The organism is Pseudomonas sp. FP2254, assembly GCF_030687695.1.
Classification (GTDB): domain Bacteria; phylum Pseudomonadota; class Gammaproteobacteria; order Pseudomonadales; family Pseudomonadaceae; genus Aquipseudomonas; species Aquipseudomonas quebecensis.
Map to the genome: position 1 here is coordinate 3,965,853 of NZ_CP117444.1, position 15,200 is coordinate 3,981,052.

Consider the following 15,200-nt stretch of genomic DNA (forward strand, 5'->3'; position numbering starts at 1 on the left):
TTCAGTGGGCGTTCATGGCCAAGACCATAGGCGCTTTGGCCTGGATAATTTCCTGCACCAGAGCGGCCCACAGCAACCCCTGTGTGGTGCCTGCGGCATAGGTTCCGCCGGCGGCGATGCGGTTGTGGGCGCAGTAGTACACGATGGATATTTCTTCGAGTCCGTCGCCCTCCAAAGTCGACACTACGCAGTGTCGCCTACTCAGCGCGGCAATTTGGGGCGGACTCAACGGCTCAGACAAAAACTGGACCCCGGAGCCACGCAAGAGCGCCTCGAGTTCATCGAGCAAAGGGGCGATCGCCTGCTTGCACGCAAGTCGCGCCAGCGCAGGGTTGTCCGCCAGCAGCTTTTCGAACAGCTCAAGGCCTGCGCAATGACATTCAATGGGTAATCGGTCGTCCGGCTCAGGCTCCGCCGCCGTCTGCGTTGTTGGCATAGACCAGATACTTAAACGCTCAGGGCTGTCTTCATCGTTATGTCGCTCTGTTCCATACACCGTGACCTGATAGTTGGCCAAGCGAAACATCACGGTTTGAAACAGGCCATTGATCCCCCTGCCGAGGATCGACACACGTGGCGCAGCAGCCTCGGTTGGCACAGTCGGAATAGTGAAAGATTTCGCAAGGGTGCGCTTGAGCAGGCCGCGCAAGGCCGTCAGGCTCTGCTGAACGCAGACGGCGTAGTCGAGGTCGCTATGGCAGGCATCGCTGGAGGTCGCTTGCACCGTGATCGTCACCGGCCTGCGCCAGGTGTCGAGACGGCAGCCGAGCCGTCGAGTGCGCAAACGAAACGCACCCAATGTGACGGCCCCGCAGCCCAGCACCAGTTGAAGGTGTTCAGCCGCTGCCAGGGCTTGAATCGCATCGTCGCTGAACACGTCTGGCTCGGCAACGCAGACCAAACGGGCGTGTGGGTGCAGACATTCAATCAGGGCGCCATCGATGCAACGCGTAGTTTCTTCACTCCGGGCCTGGCATAGGGCGACGGCATGGGCTCCCGTCAGCGCTCCAAATCCGTCCACGACAAATGACACTCTGCTGTCGGTGGTCTCTTGGGACTCGTGCTCGCCCAGCACCTTGATTCGCACCTGGGGGTCGCGCTCAAGCAACAATCTGACAAGCGCCTTGCCCACGTTCCCGTAGCCCAGTACACCGATCTCAGGGGGGATGGTGCCATCGGCGAGCGTCAGCCAGTGCGCCACATACGCCGCCACATGCGGCGCGTTCACGCCTGGGGTATTGATCACCCGGATATGGTTCGCTTCGCACAGGTCCAGCCGTACTTTATCCAGGCTGGTGCCTCTACGAATCAGACAAAGGTCGCCAAACGGGTGAGCGACGCGCCATCGCTCAATGAGGTCGGCATCGATGACTTGGTCCGCGACAATCAATGTGGACGGGCGCAACAGGGCGATCTGCAACAGCAGCGTTTGTTGGGGGATGGTTGGGGGAAGAAACACGACATTGCCGGGAGCCTCGGCCCGCCAGCGTCTCGACACCGGAGCGATGTGTAAGACTGTGTCTAGGGTGGCGATCAGTGAGGCGACGACGGGCGGCACACAAGAGAGGGTCATGTCCTCATCTCCAGCAGGTTCAAGTAGGCGCTGGAGAATTTTCTACGCTGATTTTTCGAATTAACTAAGCCAGCCGATTCTGACAAATAAGTAGTCTGATTCCGACGCTTGAAGACGAAAGTCTGACAGGCAGGGAAGCATAAGTATCTTATTGGCGAGGGAGCTTGCCACAGCAAGCCCTCTCCCGCGGTGGGGTCCTCAGTGTCCTATCAACCGCGGATTACCGGCGACGTGGGCGACGCTGTTCATCATCCGTACGAATCGGCACCGGCTGCAGCGGCGGCTCGATCAGGCCCAGCGCGACGCCGAGGTCATGGAGCCAGGTTTGAATTTTCTCTTTCATAGTGGTGCCCCCTTTGAGGGTAATGCGGATCGGCGGTAGCTGAATTGCCTTACATAAAATGTCGCCGCTTCCTACTGATAATAGCCCTAAGTACTACGTATTGCTTGAACCAAACCACAACGAACTATTACCGAATGGGTCCGAATCCTGACGGATCGCTCAAGCAATCGCGCGCGTGTCCGACAGCACCTCGGCCTTGCCTTTTTGCTGCAGGTCGATCCATGCGTTGAGGTTAGCGCCGAGCATACCCTTTCGCCACATTAACCAGGTGGTCGCAGTGGCAAATTGCCCTATCAGCGGATGAACGGACACGCTGTCCCTGCCCGGCAGGCTGGCAAGCATGGATTCGGACATCAATGCCACTCCCGAGCCGGCGATGACACAGGCGAGCATGCCCTGATATGACTCAATCTCGATGGCGCGGCCCATGGCTACGCGATCCTGGGCAAACCAGCTTTCCAGACGCGTACGGTAGGCGCAGCTGCGGCGGAAGGTGAACACTGAGCGGCCGGCCACATCCTGCGGCCCGCGTACCGGCGGGTGGTCCGCTTCACAGATCAGCACCAGGCGCTCCTCACATAGCGGGATCCCGTCCAGGGAGGCGATGGTCAGCGGGCCGTCCACCAAGGCCGCGTCCAGGCGTCCGGTGATCAGGCCTTCAAGCAATTCGCCGCTGGGCGCCGACTGGACCTGCAGGTTCACCATCGGGTAAGCCTTGTGATAACGCGCCAGCAACGTCGGCAAGTGAATCGCAGCGGTGCTGTACATGCTGCCCAGCACAAAATCCCCGGCCGGTTGGCCACCTTGCACCGCGCCGTGGGCTTCGTCATGCAAGGCCAATAGCCGCGTGCTGTAGTCCAGCAAGACTTTGCCGGCCGGGGACAGCTGCAAGCGCTGACGTTCGCGCACGAACAATTCGACGCCGAGCTGTTCCTCCATCTGCTTGAGGCGAGTCGACAGGTTCGACGGCACGCGGTGCAGGCGCTCGGCCGCGCGGGTGATGGAGCCCTCTTCGGCCACGGCTTGGAAGATGCGCAATTGACTGAACTCCATACCTTTCTCCAAAGCTGAACAAGTTGCTCACTATTATTCATTTTTACAGAAAGTCAATGCACCTTAGGCTGATCGTCATTCGCCTCTCGCCGGAGCCTGACCATGTCGCCGTTGATTCGCTTACTTGCCAGCTTTGTCGCCTTGATGATGGCCATGGGCATTGGCCGCTTCGCCCTCACCCCGCAGCTGCCGCACTTGCTCAATGAAGGTCAGATCGACCTGACGGGGGCGGGATTGATAGCCGCCGCCAACTACCTGGGCTATTTCGTCGGTGCCGTGGATTCGATGTTCGCCCGCAGCCATCACCACATTCGTGGCCGTCTGTACGGCGGGCTGTGGCTGTGTGCGCTGCTGACCCTGGCCTCGTACTGGGCCCACGGGTTCTGGCCGCACCTGCTGCTGCGATTCGGCACGGGGGTGGCGAGCGCCTGGGCGTTGGTGATGATTACCAGCCTGAGCCAGCCGCTGGCTATTGCCGCCGGCCGGCCGCGCGCGGGGACGCTGGTGTTTGCCGGGCCGGGGTTCGGGATTGTGCTGACCGGCCTGCTGGCGCTGGGCTCCAACCTGCTTGGGCAAAGCAGCGCAACGCTGTGGCTGGTGTATGGCGGCGTGGCGTTGGTGATGCTGCTTGGGATACTACCGTTCCTGCCGCCGGTCAACGCAACGGCCGCCCCGGTGGCCGACACCAGCGTCGGCGGCAACGCCAGCATCACGCATCTGTGCTGGACGTACGTGTTGTACGGCGTGGGCTACATCATCCCGGCGACGTTTCTGTCGCAGATGGCCAGCGCGCAATTCAAGGGCGCCTGGCAGGCAGACCTGTTCTGGCCCTGCTTTGGCCTGGCATCGGCTCTCGGTGTGGTGGCCGCGAGCCTGCGCCGCAAGGATGCGCACACCACACGCCGCTGGCTGATGACGACCCTATGGCTGCAAGCGGCCGGCGTATTCGCCTGCCTGCTGGGCAATGTCTGGGGCCTGGCTTTGGGGGTGCTGTTGTGCGGCGGGCCGTTCCTGGCGTGCATGCAGCTGGTGATGGCGCGCCTGCGAGAGATCGCGCCCCACGGCTACCAGCGCAACACCGGCCTGCTCACCGCCAGCTTCGCCATCGGGCAATTGAGCGGGCCTTTGCTGGCGTCGTTCAGCAGCCATTTGAGCGGCGGCCTGCAGCCGGCGCTGGTGATGGCCGGTGCAGGTCTGTTACTGGCGGGCGGGATCGTACTCAGCTCGCGACCAACGGCGCCGGCATGCGAACCTGCTCGCGTCGCGCCAGCACCAGGAAGAACAGCCCACCCAGCAAACACCCGGTGAACCAGGCGAAGTTGGCCAGCCCCTGCAATGCCGGGGTGAAGGTGATCGCGACGCCCACCAGCGTCGCGGGCACCAGCGCCTTGACCGCCGTCCAGTTCACGCCGCCGTCGAAGTAGTAACGCCCGCTCGGGCTGTCGTCGAACAGCGCATCCACGTCGATCCGCTGCTTTTTGATCAGGTAGAAGTCCACCAGCAGGATGCCGAACAACGGCCCGATAAACGCCGCGAGAATATCCAGGGTGTAGTGGATCATCAGCGGGTTGTTAAACAGGTTCCACGGGGTGATGAAGATCGAAGCCACCGCAGCGATCATGCCACCGGCACGCCAGCTGATTTTGCTCGGCGCGACATTGGCGAAGTCGAACGCCGGGGACACGAAGTTGGCGACGATGTTGATGCCGATGGTGGCGGTCACGAACGCGAAGGCGCCGAGCAGAACGGCCATGCTGTTATCGATCCGCGAGACGGTCGCGATCGGGTCGTGGAGCATCTCGCCAAACACCGGCAAGGTGCCTGAAACGATCACGACGGTGACCAGGGAAAACGCCAGAAAATTCACCGGCAGGCCCCAGAAATTACCGCGTCGCACGTCCTGCATGCTGCGGCAGTAGCGGCTGAAATCGCCGAAATTCAGGGTAGGCCCGGAAAAGTACGACACCACCAAAGCCGTAGCGACGATTACCTGGCCGAACGCCTGCCAACCCGAGAGGGATTTCTCCGCCAGGGTGAAACTGATATTCGCCCAGCCGGCCTTCCACACGATCCAGCCGGCCAGGATAAACATCACGGCGTACACCACCGGACCTGCCCAATCGATAAAACGACGGATGGACTCCATCCCGGCCCAGAACACCGCGGCCTGCAGTACCCATAAGCTGAGGAATCCGAACCAACCCAAGTAGGAAAGACCCGCAAAATGCGGCTCGGCGTACACCGCCATCTGTGGGAAAAAGCGCAGCACCACAATGATCAAGGCACTCGATGCCAAGTAGGTCTGAATGCCGTACCACGCCACGGCGATCAGGCCGCGAATCACAGCAGGAATATTCGCACCGAACACCCCGAATGCCAGCCGGCAGATCACCGGGTAAGGTACGGCCGCCTGCTGGCTGGGCTTGGCCACCAGATTGGCGATCAACTGCACGATACAAATGCCGGCGAGCAAGGCGATCAACACCTGCCAACTGGCCAGCCCCAGCGCGAACAGGCTGGCGGCGAACACGTAGCCGCCGACGCTGTGTACGTCGCTCATCCAGAAGGCAAAAATGTTGTACCAGGTCCACTTCTGCGGCAGTGGTCCCAGGTCCTGGTTATACAGGCGTGGGCTGTAGCCGTTGGGCAATTGCTCGGTCATCGCTGGGCTCCTCGTCATACCCGCCTGCGCTGCCGTAGCGGGTGCATACGGGAGGCGGCATAGTTTGTATACGGAAGAGTCAGCAGAATACGTGCCAATGGCACACAATCCCTGTGGCACGGGGCTGCAAAGCGATCATCAAGCTTTAACCAACGGCACTTCGCTCAGCAACGGTGCAGGTTGATCCTGTACACAATCATCGGTGCACCCGATCTGCACACGCATAACCCACCGTGCAGCAGGCCGCTGTGAGGAAGGTGCCCCAGGCCATATCCATCATTGCCAATTGGGCGGACCACCCCTGCAGCGTGGCCCAATTGCTCAAGTCATAGGTGCCATAGGCCACCAGGCCCAACAATGCCCCCAGGCGCGCCGCACGTTGCCAGCTGGCACTGGGCAGCACCACGAACACGACGCATCCGAGTACATATAAGAGATAGAAGAGTGCTGCGGGCAACAACCGCGGCTGATCGAGCATCAGCGGGCCCAGCAGGGATTTGTAGGTGGGGCCCATGACCACGCCGAGCCAGAGGCCGTCCAGAATCAGAAACGCGAGCATAGTGCCGAGGTAGGCAAACAGGGTCTTCTTGGTCATGGAAACAGCCTCCGTAGGCACCGATTGGTGCCTACAGAAGAGCAAACCGCACTCAGCTTAGTTCAATGCGATCGGCATGAATCACAATCTGCCCCTGCTTGTAGAGCGCACCAATGGCCTTCTTGAAGTTGCCTTTGCTCACCCCGAACAAGTTGCTGATCAGCGCCGGGTCACTTTTATCGCTGACCGGCAAGGTGCCGTTGTTGTCGCGCAACTTGGCTAGGATCTTCGAGTTCAGGCTGGACGCCGCTTCCTGGCCGACCGGTTGCAGGCTCAGGCTGATGTTGCCATCGGCGCGGATCTCTTTGATAAAGCCCTTCTCTTCCTTGCCAGGACGCAGAAACTTGAACACTTCGTTCTTGTGGATCAGGCCCCAATGCTTGTTGTTGATGATCGCCTTGAACCCCATATCGGTGGCTTCAGCGACCAGCAGATCGACTTCCTGACCCACCTGATAGTTGGCGGGGGTCTTGTCCAGGTAGCGGTCCAGGCGCGCCGTGGCAGTGATGCGCTTGGTGTGCTTGTCGAGATAGACGTGCACCACGCAATACTCACCCGCGCTCAATTGACGTTTTTCTTCCGAATACGGCAGCAACAGATCCTTAGGCAGCCCCCAATCGAGAAACACGCCAATGCTGTTAACTTCCACCACTTTCAAACTGGCGAATTCGCCGACTTGAACTTTGGGTTTTTCGGTAGTGGCGATAAGTTTGTCATCGCTGTCCAGATAAATGAAAACGTTAAGCCAGTCTTCATCTTCACTGGGAATATCCTTGGGAATATACCGATTAGGCAAGAGGATTTCGCCATCTTGCGCACCATCAAGGTACAAACCAAAGTTCGTGTGTTTGACTACTTGCAAACTGTTGTAGCGCCCGACTAAAGCCATTTCCAAACCCCTCGTTACGTGGGCGGCATTCTACCCGAGTTGTGCCCGCCACGCGCGCACGCCTGAAAAATCGCGGGGTTGCGTGGCTTTCTACTGGCCCTGCTCCGCTCGTCAGATCATCGTGGTGAATTCCACAGTGGGAGAACGTCACGCCGATGCGCGGCTTTCGAGTTAAAACAGCAAGTTAGCGGCTTATTTGCGTGACGAACTTCCGCCATTGCGGACAGCAGCACTTATTCGAAAGGGATATTTGCCAAGCAATTGTCAAGTATTTCCTGTACGATGCCTGGCCAAGTTAATTTTCTACAGGTTAGTGGCCGCCATGCGTGTAAAAGCATCCAACAGCAAAGCAAAGCCAGCTCCCGCCGTTGAAACCAGCGAATCGATCAACAGCCAGATCGCTGCGTTCCTCAAGTCCGGTGGCGAAATCCAGCAAATTGCCAAGGGCGTGAGCGGCCAGACTTTCGGCCCGTCCAAGCAAATCAGCCTCGGCAAGAAGTAACCCCCCGCACCACACCCTGGTTCCTGAGCGCCTTGCCTTCAAGGCGCTAGGACTGGCGTCTGAAACACCCTCACATCGCATTCAATAGCACGCTAATCGACGAGCGGAGCTCAACGCCCGCCATTCGCCGGTATCCTTGCACACGTCTAGCACGGGCATCCGCCCGATTTTCTCCGTCACTGCTCCTCGCTTTTCATGGAGTGAAGCATGTTCAAACCCTGCATATTCCTGATCACTGCCCTGGTCGCCAGCCCGCTGGCCGAAGCGCAAGTCTTCCAGCGTGAATTGGGCGACTTCGACCTCAAGCTGGGCACCACCCCCAGCCGCAGCATGGCCCAGGGTCTGGTCAAACCGACGTCGCCGGGCAGTGATTCGTTTCACGGTGGCCTGGACCTTAGCCACGACAGCGGCCTGTACTTCGGCCAATTTTCGCCCAACATGGGCCTGTCATCGTCCAGCAACCTCGAAGTCGATTCCTACATGGGCTTCAAGCACCCCTTTGACCAGACCCTGGGCTATGAAGTGGGTCTGATTCACTACAGCTACCCCACGCTCAGCCCGATGAACAGTCAGGAGTTCTACGGTGGCCTGAACCTGCTGGGCAATCGCTTCGGGGCCTCATTCAGCAACGACCCGGACCGTCAGGACAGCACCCTCTTCGCTGACCTGGGCGGCACGCAGCCCTTCGGTATCGGCGTGAGCATGAAGTACACCACCCATCAGCTGGGCTCCCCGGTCTCGGTGAACGGTGGCTCCATCAGCAGTTTCAGCGATTGGTCGGTGCAATTCTCCCGCGCCTGGAAAGGCATCGACCTGGACCTGATCTACAGCGATTCCAGCCTCAGCGGCGGCGACTGCTCGGCCTACTCCGGGCACAACACAGAATGCGATGGCCTGCTGACCCTCAAGGCCGTGCGCTCGTTTTACTAACCGGCTGAACTGTCGGACCCGGCCAGCGTTCACATGCACTAATCCCCTCTGCGCAAGGTTTCGCTCATGCTGCGTCGGCTCAAATTAACGGTGGCACTGCTGGCCCTGAGTCTGCTGCTCGCCGGCTGCAATCGCGTGGGCCTGGCCTATCGCAACCTGGACGTGATCATTCCCTGGACCCTCAACGACTATCTGGACATGAACGCCGGGCAGAAAAGCTGGTTCAACGACAGACTCAAGGAACACCTGGCCTGGCATTGCACCACCCAATTGCCGGGTTATCTGGACTGGCTCGACCGCCTGCAACAGATGGTCGACAGCAATCAAGTCACCGACGTCGAACTTCAGGCCCGTACGGCAGAGGCCAAGCGAGCGATCGCCGAGGTCGCCCGCGAAATCACGCCCTCGGCTATCGAGCTGCTCAAGGGATTGGACGATGAGCAGGTCAACGCGATGAACGACGCGCTGGCCAAAGACCTGCGCAAACGCCAGGACGAGTACCTCAAGCCGCCATTGGAGCAACAGATAAAGGAACGCGCCGAGCGGATGCGCAAGCGCCTGGACAGTTGGATGGGCCCACTCAGCGCCCGCCAGCAAGCCAGGGTCATGGCCTGGTCGGTAGCGTTGGGCCAGCAGAATGAGCAGTGGATCGGCAACCGCGCCCATTGGCAGGCGCAGTTTATCGACGCGGTGCAGCAACGCCGTAGCGCCGATTTCCCACAAAAAATGCAGCAGCTGCTGGTGGACCGGGAAAGCCTGTGGACCCCGCAGTACCGAGCGGCCTACGCGCAGACGGAAGCGCAGGCGCGCAGCCTGATTATCGACCTGATGGCGGACAGCACTGCGCAACAGCGGCTGAAACTGACTCAGAAAATCGACGGGGTGCGCAGCGACTTCAAAGCCCTTAAATGCCTGAAGGCCACTGAGCGCTAACGGGGCGGGGTGCCCCCCGCCACGACAGCGTCGTACAGACCTTAGATCGCGCCGCCCGCATTCGCCGCTTCGCAGGCCACACGCTCAAAGGTCGCTTCGTCCAACGCGTCTTCCTGTTCGTCCAGGATCTGACGCGAACGGGCATCGCCGGGAATGGAGCTGTCGATCAGCGCCAGCAAACTCGAACCCCGCGGGGTCAAGATGAAATTTTCACCGTTACCGCCCTCTTCTTCCGGGCGCGATTGGATAAAGCCGCGCTTGAGCAGCAGCGCCTCATAATCGGCGGCGGTTTTTTTCAGTGCATCCAGATTACCGATGGATTCGCCGGCCGTGGCCTTATCGGCGGCTTCCTGCTCCGCATACTTGCGCGGGGCAAAGCTGCCCTCGCCGTTCTGCACTTCATGCAGCAAACGTTCGATCAAATCCCAATTGTAAGTCGTCATCCTGATTCCTCCTGCGGGCGTGAGGAAAAGTAGCCCGTCAGCAGGTGTGACCTGTGACGTCAGCGGCCGTTCAGCCGAATGCACGGGCGGTATTTCTCTGAACTTTCCAGACGTTCGCCCCCTCAACTGACTACTAACGCCAAGGAGGTCGATCATGAAAACCCTGATGAACCTGGCTGCCGCTGCCGCCCTGCTCACCGCCCTGCCCGCCTGGGCCTGTACTCCGGAAGAAGCCACCGCCAAGCGCGAGGAACTGGCCAGGCAAGTCACCCAGCTCACCGAACAGAACCCGGCCAAAGCCAAGGAGATGAACCAGCAATTGCAGAAAATGGACCTGGACACCGAAAGCGCGGAGTTTCCCGACAAATGCCAGTTGATCGACGCGCGCCTCAAAGAGTTGAAAGAGGCTGCCGCCAAGGCCAAAAACTGAGCCTATAAAAAAACCGGACATTGTCCGGTTTTTTTTATATTGCCTCAGGCTTATTCAGCGGCCGGCACTTGCGGCTTGCGGCGCTTGAGCGGGGCCATGCCGTCCTTGCTTACCAACGACAGGTTGTCGGTCTTCGGGCGGTTGGCGATCTTGCGCTTGGTCGGCGACTTCGCGCCGGCTTTCTTCTTTTCTCCCTTGGCGTCGGTCTTTTTCTTCTTCACGCCGACGGCCTTGCCCGACGCCTTGACCTTTTTCGGCCCGGTGTAGGTGCCTTTGACTTCCTTGATGGTGCGGCGCTCGAACGACTGCTTGAGGTAGCGCTCGATGCTCGACATCAGGTTCCAGTCGCCGTGGCAGATCAGGGAGATCGCCAGGCCATCGTTACCGGCTCGCCCGGTGCGACCGATGCGGTGCACGTATTCGTCGCCGCTGCGCGGCATGTCGAAGTTGATCACCAGGTCCAGGCCATCCACGTCCAGACCACGGGCGGCGACGTCGGTGGCCACCAGGATCTTTACACCGCCGGCCTTGAGGCGGTCGATGGCGAGCTTGCGATCCTTCTGGTCTTTCTCGCCGTGCAGCACGAACGCCTTGTATTCCTGAGCGACCAGACGGCCGTAGATGCGGTCGGCGGCGGCGCGAGTGTTGGTGAACACAATGGCTTTCTGATACGTCTCGTTGGCCAGCAGCCAGTTGAGGATCTGCTCTTTGTGCACGTTGTGGTCGGCGGTGACGATCTGCTGGCGGGTGGTCGCATTGAGGTCGCTGACGTTGTTGACCTGCAGGTGCTCCGGGTTGTTCAGCACCTTGGCTACCATGTCGCGCAGGGTCGAGCCGCCGGTGGTGGCGGAGAACAGCATGGTCTGCTGACGGTTGACGCACTCGCCCACCAAACGCTGCACATCGTCGGCAAAGCCCATATCAAGCATGCGGTCGGCTTCGTCGAGCACCAGCACTTCGACTTCCTTGAGGTCCAGGTTGCCGGCGTTCAGTTGCTCGATCATGCGCCCTGGCGTGCCGATCAGAATGTCCGGCACTTTACGCAGCATGGCGGCCTGGACCTTGAAGTCTTCGCCGCCGGTGATGATGCCGGACTTGATGAAGGTGAACTGCGAGAAGCGCTCGACCTCTTTCAGGGTTTGCTGGGCCAACTCGCGGGTCGGCAGCAGGATCAGGGTCTTGATGCTGACGCGGACCTTGGCCGGGCCGATCAAACGATTCAGGACCGGCAGGACGAACGCGGCGGTCTTGCCGCTGCCGGTTTGCGCCGTCACCCGCAGGTCACGCCCTTCAAGCGCGAGCGGAATGGCCGCGGCCTGCACTGGCGTAGGCTCGACAAATTTAAGCTCGGCCACGGCTTTGAGCAGGCGTTCGTGCAGGGCGAATTGGGAAAACACGGGTGCTACCTCGAAGAAATGCAAAATATCAGCTGCATAGGGTAACGGTTTCGGGCGTCCAAACCGAGTTTCTTTACGCGAGCGGTGCCAATCAGGCGTTTTTTTGTGCGTGATTGTGTCAATGACATCAACTTTGTCGCACTCAGATGCTCTAATCGCCCCCGACCTGTCTTACCGAGGAACCGCTTCATCCATGGATATCAAACAGCTTTGGCGCAACGTCCAAGACCTCTGGGGCGCACTGGATCAACACCCGCTGTTGCACGCGAGCCTGGGCCTGCTGGTATTGCTGGTGGTGGCGCTGGTACTGGGTCGGGTGGCGCGCTACCTGATCCTGCACGCGGTCAAATTACTCGGCCGGCAACCGGCCCTACACTGGCTCAACGACTTGCGCCACAACAAAGTCTTCCACCGCCTGGCGCAACTGACCCCGTCACTGGTGATCCAGTTCGGCCTGTACCTGGTGCCCGACCTGAGCAAGACCGCCACCCTGTTCATCGGCAACGTTGCCCTGGCGTTCACCATCCTGTTCCTGGTGCTGGCCATGAGCGCCCTGCTCAACGCCCTGCTGGACATCTATGCCCGCACCGAACATGCCCGCACCCGCTCGATCAAGGGCTATGTGCAATTGGCGAAGATGGTGCTGTTTGTGTTCGGCGCGATCATCATCGTCGCCACCCTGATCGACCGTTCGCCGTTGCTGCTGCTATCCGGCCTGGGTGCGATGTCGGCGGTGATCCTGTTGGTCTACAAGGACACGTTGCTGTCGTTCGTCGCCAGCGTGCAGCTGACCAGCAACGACATGCTGCGGGTCGGCGACTGGATCGAAATGCCTCAGGTCGGTGCCGACGGCGATGTGGTCGACATCACCCTGCACACGGTGAAAGTGCAGAACTTCGATAAAACCATTGTCTCCATCCCGACCTGGCGCCTGATGTCGGAGTCGTTCAAGAACTGGCGCGGCATGCAGGTTTCCGGCGGGCGTCGCATCAAACGCAGCCTGTTCATCGACGCCAGCGGCGTGCGCTTCCTGCGTGACGATGAAGAAGTGCGCATGACCCAGGTGCACCTGCTCACCGATTACATCAGCCGCAAACAGGCCGAACTCAAGGCGTGGAACGAAGCCCAGGGCCACAGTGCGCAACTGTCGGCCAACCGCCGGCGCATGACCAACCTGGGCACCTTCCGCGCCTATGCGCTGGCCTATCTGAAAAGTCATCCGGACATCCAGCCCAACATGACGTGCATGGTCCGCCAGATGCAAACCACCGCCGAGGGCGTGCCGCTCGAGATCTACTGTTTCACCCGCACCACCGTGTGGGCGGACTACGAGCGCATCCAGGGGGATATTTTTGACTATCTGCTGGCAGTGTTGCCGGAGTTCGGATTGAACCTGTATCAGCAACCCAGCGGCACCGACTTGCGCACCGCAATACTGACCTTGGCACGCGATACCCACGCCTCGCAATCCTCCGAGCATTGACAGCGATACCGGCGAGGCACTGGCAAGCGCCTCGCTCCAAGGTCAGCCACTGCTGACTCACCCGCCGTAAAAAAGCCCGCCACTATGTGTAGCCGCCACGGCCCATTCTTCAACCGGCACAGCCCACAAAGAAAATTCTTCCTACGCGTTTAGTGAATTTCACTACGCGCGCGCACTGTTTCTAATCTGTTTTAAAAAAAACCAACTGCTTAGCATCTGGGCCATCGAACAACGCCAGCAAAAGGCCCTCGCCATGTTATGGACAACTCAGCTTTCCGTTAATGCAGTAGATTTTGTATTAAGTTCGAATGCCGAAGCCCTGACCCACTATTGTGGTGCCGCCGCCTTTGCTCAACCCCACGACTTTTATACCCAAAGCCCTTATCAGCGACCGTCGCGGCCACAGGACGTCACCGATTCAATCATTACCACCTGCCTGACCAGCGATCAACTTTCAAACAGTCAGCATCTCTTGGCACAGCGGTTATTGTTGAATATCTACGAACAGGATCTGGTCTTTTTACCCAAGCCGCCATTGGAACTGGATTTAAAGGCTTTTAAAAGTTTCTACGATCCCGTTCACACCGCCAGTGGTAAAAAGATCCGGCCCTTGTTGGAACACTATCTGTACAACTGGCTCAAGGAAGAAGTGCATATCAACGGCCCTTGGTGCCTGGATTCCTTTATTGCCCACACCGATAAAGTATTGGACGACGTCGCTCACTCCGAGTCCAAACTCCATGAAGTGTTAACCACCAGTCGCCAGCCGGAACGTGCCGCCAGGTTTTTCATGACGCAATGTGCGGGAGACTTTCTCAGTGAAGCATCGGCGATGGCCCGCAACGTACTGGGCAACAGCGGTGTGTACACCAGCGAATTGTTCAAGATCCTGATCGACGAATATGGCTACGGCGTCGACAAAAAGAAGCACAGCACCATTTTCGAAGACATGCTCCAGGACATGGGCATGTCCCATCACGTACACCATTACTGGCAGTTCTATACGCCGGCGTCGCTGTCGCTCACCAACTACTTCCACTACGTATCGGCCAACCACGGCGAACTGTTCCGCTATATCGGCGCGATGTACTACACCGAAGCCACGTTGGCACTGACGACCAAGCACCAGTCACGCGCAATCAAGAGCATCTTCAACGGCACCGTCTCCACGGACTATTTCGACGAACATGCCCACATCGATGTACACCACGGAAGAATGGCGCTGCAGCGCTTGATCATGCCCATGATCAAGCAGTTCGGCACCCAGATCATTCCCGACCTTATACGCGGCTTCGAAGAGTTCAGGCTGCTTCAGGACATCGCCGACGAAGAGCTGTATGCCCATATCCAATGGCATGACGAGTTGGATCAGCATCGCGCACGGGCAGCGGCGCTGCAGGGCCAAAAACCCGTGGACCTGAGGATTACCGAGACTGAACTCGAACTGTCGGTGCTGCATACCCACCCCAATGACGAACTGTTCTGGGTCGAATCAGGCGAGCTGGAGTTTGTCGCCAGCCCCGAACTGACGGTACGCCTCAAAGCCGGCGAAGGCGTTGTGATTCCCAAGGGAATGCTGCATGGCACGCGCATCTGCAGTCCCTCCTGCACCTACACCGTAACCGCCATTTGAGTGGGCAACCCCATGAAAGCCATCAGCCTGAATATCTCCCACGCCAACTATGTGGCCGTGGAGGAACGCACCTACTTTCTCAAGCGTCACGCGTATTCGACGCAATTGCTGCCCACCAAGTGCCCCCACCGTGGCGGCCCGCTGCACATGGGCGAAGTGACAGGCGACGGCCAAAGTGTGATCTGTCCCTGGCACGACAACGCCTACAGGGTCTGCAACCTGGAAAAGAGCGCACTGCCCACCGTGCGTGTCAGGAACCGGATCAGCACGGTCGTCGGCGACACAGAGCGTTGTGTGCCGCTGCTTAAAATTTCCCGCTACGACGGATGAAGCT

At 59.4% G+C, this 15,200-nt stretch carries 16 protein-coding genes; 8 read left to right on the plus strand and 8 right to left on the minus strand.

What is annotated here, in order from left to right; genetic code table 11:
- Nucleotide 1: 1 nt before the first annotated feature.
- The 3 genes from PSH94_RS18160 to PSH94_RS18170 form a co-directional block, all read right to left on the minus strand.
- Nucleotides 2-1,573 carry an amino acid dehydrogenase gene (locus PSH94_RS18160; RefSeq protein ID WP_305435517.1) on the minus strand — a complete coding sequence of 524 codons (1,572 nt, stop codon included), beginning with the start codon at nt 1,571-1,573 and terminating at the stop codon, nt 2-4.
- Between the two features lie 220 nt (nt 1,574-1,793).
- Complete coding sequence (locus tag PSH94_RS18165) at nt 1,794-1,916, minus strand: PA1414 family protein (RefSeq protein ID WP_017737772.1); 123 nt, start codon at nt 1,914-1,916, stop codon at nt 1,794-1,796.
- Between the two features lie 159 nt (nt 1,917-2,075).
- Complete coding sequence (locus tag PSH94_RS18170; protein ID WP_181075982.1) at nt 2,076-2,969, minus strand: LysR family transcriptional regulator; 894 nt, start codon at nt 2,967-2,969, stop codon at nt 2,076-2,078.
- 102 nt (nt 2,970-3,071) lie between these two features.
- Between PSH94_RS18170 and PSH94_RS18175 the strand changes: the two genes are divergently transcribed.
- Entirely contained in the window at nt 3,072-4,277 is a 1,206-nt protein-coding gene (locus tag PSH94_RS18175; protein ID WP_285427979.1) for an MFS transporter, read from the plus strand.
- On the opposite strand, the gene PSH94_RS18180 is transcribed toward PSH94_RS18175, so the two are convergent.
- The 3 genes from PSH94_RS18180 to PSH94_RS18190 form a co-directional block, all read right to left on the minus strand.
- On the minus strand, nt 4,189-5,631 hold the full coding sequence (locus tag PSH94_RS18180) for an NCS1 family nucleobase:cation symporter-1 (protein ID WP_181075986.1): 1,443 nt from the start codon (nt 5,629-5,631) through the stop codon (nt 4,189-4,191). The two genes, PSH94_RS18175 and PSH94_RS18180, sit on opposite strands and share 89 nt — an antisense overlap.
- A gap of 196 nt (nt 5,632-5,827) precedes the next feature.
- Nucleotides 5,828-6,226 carry a DUF2177 family protein gene (locus tag PSH94_RS18185; RefSeq protein WP_253508818.1) on the minus strand — a complete coding sequence of 133 codons (399 nt, stop codon included), beginning with the start codon at nt 6,224-6,226 and terminating at the stop codon, nt 5,828-5,830.
- Between the two features lie 52 nt (nt 6,227-6,278).
- Nucleotides 6,279-7,115 carry a S1 RNA-binding domain-containing protein gene (locus tag PSH94_RS18190; protein WP_181075990.1) on the minus strand — a complete coding sequence of 279 codons (837 nt, stop codon included), beginning with the start codon at nt 7,113-7,115 and terminating at the stop codon, nt 6,279-6,281.
- Nucleotides 7,116-7,437: 322 nt separating this feature from the next.
- On the opposite strand from PSH94_RS18190, the gene PSH94_RS18195 reads away from it, so the two are divergent.
- The 3 genes from PSH94_RS18195 (at nt 7,438) to PSH94_RS18205 (ending at nt 9,480) form a co-directional block, all read left to right on the plus strand.
- Complete coding sequence (locus PSH94_RS18195) at nt 7,438-7,617, plus strand: hypothetical protein (protein WP_003193095.1); 180 nt, start codon at nt 7,438-7,440, stop codon at nt 7,615-7,617.
- A 207-nt stretch (nt 7,618-7,824) separates the two neighbouring features.
- Complete coding sequence (locus PSH94_RS18200; RefSeq protein ID WP_305435518.1) at nt 7,825-8,547, plus strand: TorF family putative porin; 723 nt, start codon at nt 7,825-7,827, stop codon at nt 8,545-8,547.
- A gap of 66 nt (nt 8,548-8,613) precedes the next feature.
- Nucleotides 8,614-9,480, plus strand: coding sequence for a DUF6279 family lipoprotein (locus PSH94_RS18205; RefSeq protein ID WP_305435519.1), 867 nt, complete (start codon nt 8,614-8,616; stop codon nt 9,478-9,480).
- Nucleotides 9,481-9,521: 41 nt separating this feature from the next.
- Here PSH94_RS18205 and PSH94_RS18210 read toward each other — a convergent pair whose 3' ends face one another.
- Complete coding sequence (locus PSH94_RS18210; RefSeq protein WP_181075996.1) at nt 9,522-9,923, minus strand: transcriptional regulator; 402 nt, start codon at nt 9,921-9,923, stop codon at nt 9,522-9,524.
- Nucleotides 9,924-10,077: 154 nt separating this feature from the next.
- On the opposite strand from PSH94_RS18210, the gene PSH94_RS18215 reads away from it, so the two are divergent.
- Nucleotides 10,078-10,353, plus strand: coding sequence for a hypothetical protein (locus tag PSH94_RS18215; protein WP_181075998.1), 276 nt, complete (start codon nt 10,078-10,080; stop codon nt 10,351-10,353).
- A gap of 50 nt (nt 10,354-10,403) precedes the next feature.
- Here the strand turns inward: PSH94_RS18215 and PSH94_RS18220 are convergent, their stop codons facing one another.
- Nucleotides 10,404-11,750, minus strand: coding sequence for a DEAD/DEAH box helicase (locus PSH94_RS18220; RefSeq protein ID WP_253508829.1), 1,347 nt, complete (start codon nt 11,748-11,750; stop codon nt 10,404-10,406).
- A 193-nt stretch (nt 11,751-11,943) separates the two neighbouring features.
- Between PSH94_RS18220 and PSH94_RS18225 the strand changes: the two genes are divergently transcribed.
- From PSH94_RS18225 to PSH94_RS18235, 3 genes are all read left to right on the plus strand, one after another.
- Nucleotides 11,944-13,233 (plus strand): mechanosensitive ion channel family protein, encoded by a 1,290-nt coding sequence (locus PSH94_RS18225; protein ID WP_253508831.1) that lies wholly within the window; start codon nt 11,944-11,946, stop codon nt 13,231-13,233.
- 610 nt (nt 13,234-13,843) lie between these two features.
- Nucleotides 13,844-14,866: an iron-containing redox enzyme family protein gene (locus tag PSH94_RS18230; protein WP_305435520.1), complete on the plus strand. Its 1,023-nt coding sequence runs from the start codon at nt 13,844-13,846 to the stop codon at nt 14,864-14,866.
- A 12-nt stretch (nt 14,867-14,878) separates the two neighbouring features.
- Complete coding sequence (locus PSH94_RS18235) at nt 14,879-15,196, plus strand: Rieske 2Fe-2S domain-containing protein (protein ID WP_181076004.1); 318 nt, start codon at nt 14,879-14,881, stop codon at nt 15,194-15,196.
- The last annotated feature ends 4 nt before the right edge of the window (nt 15,197-15,200 follow it).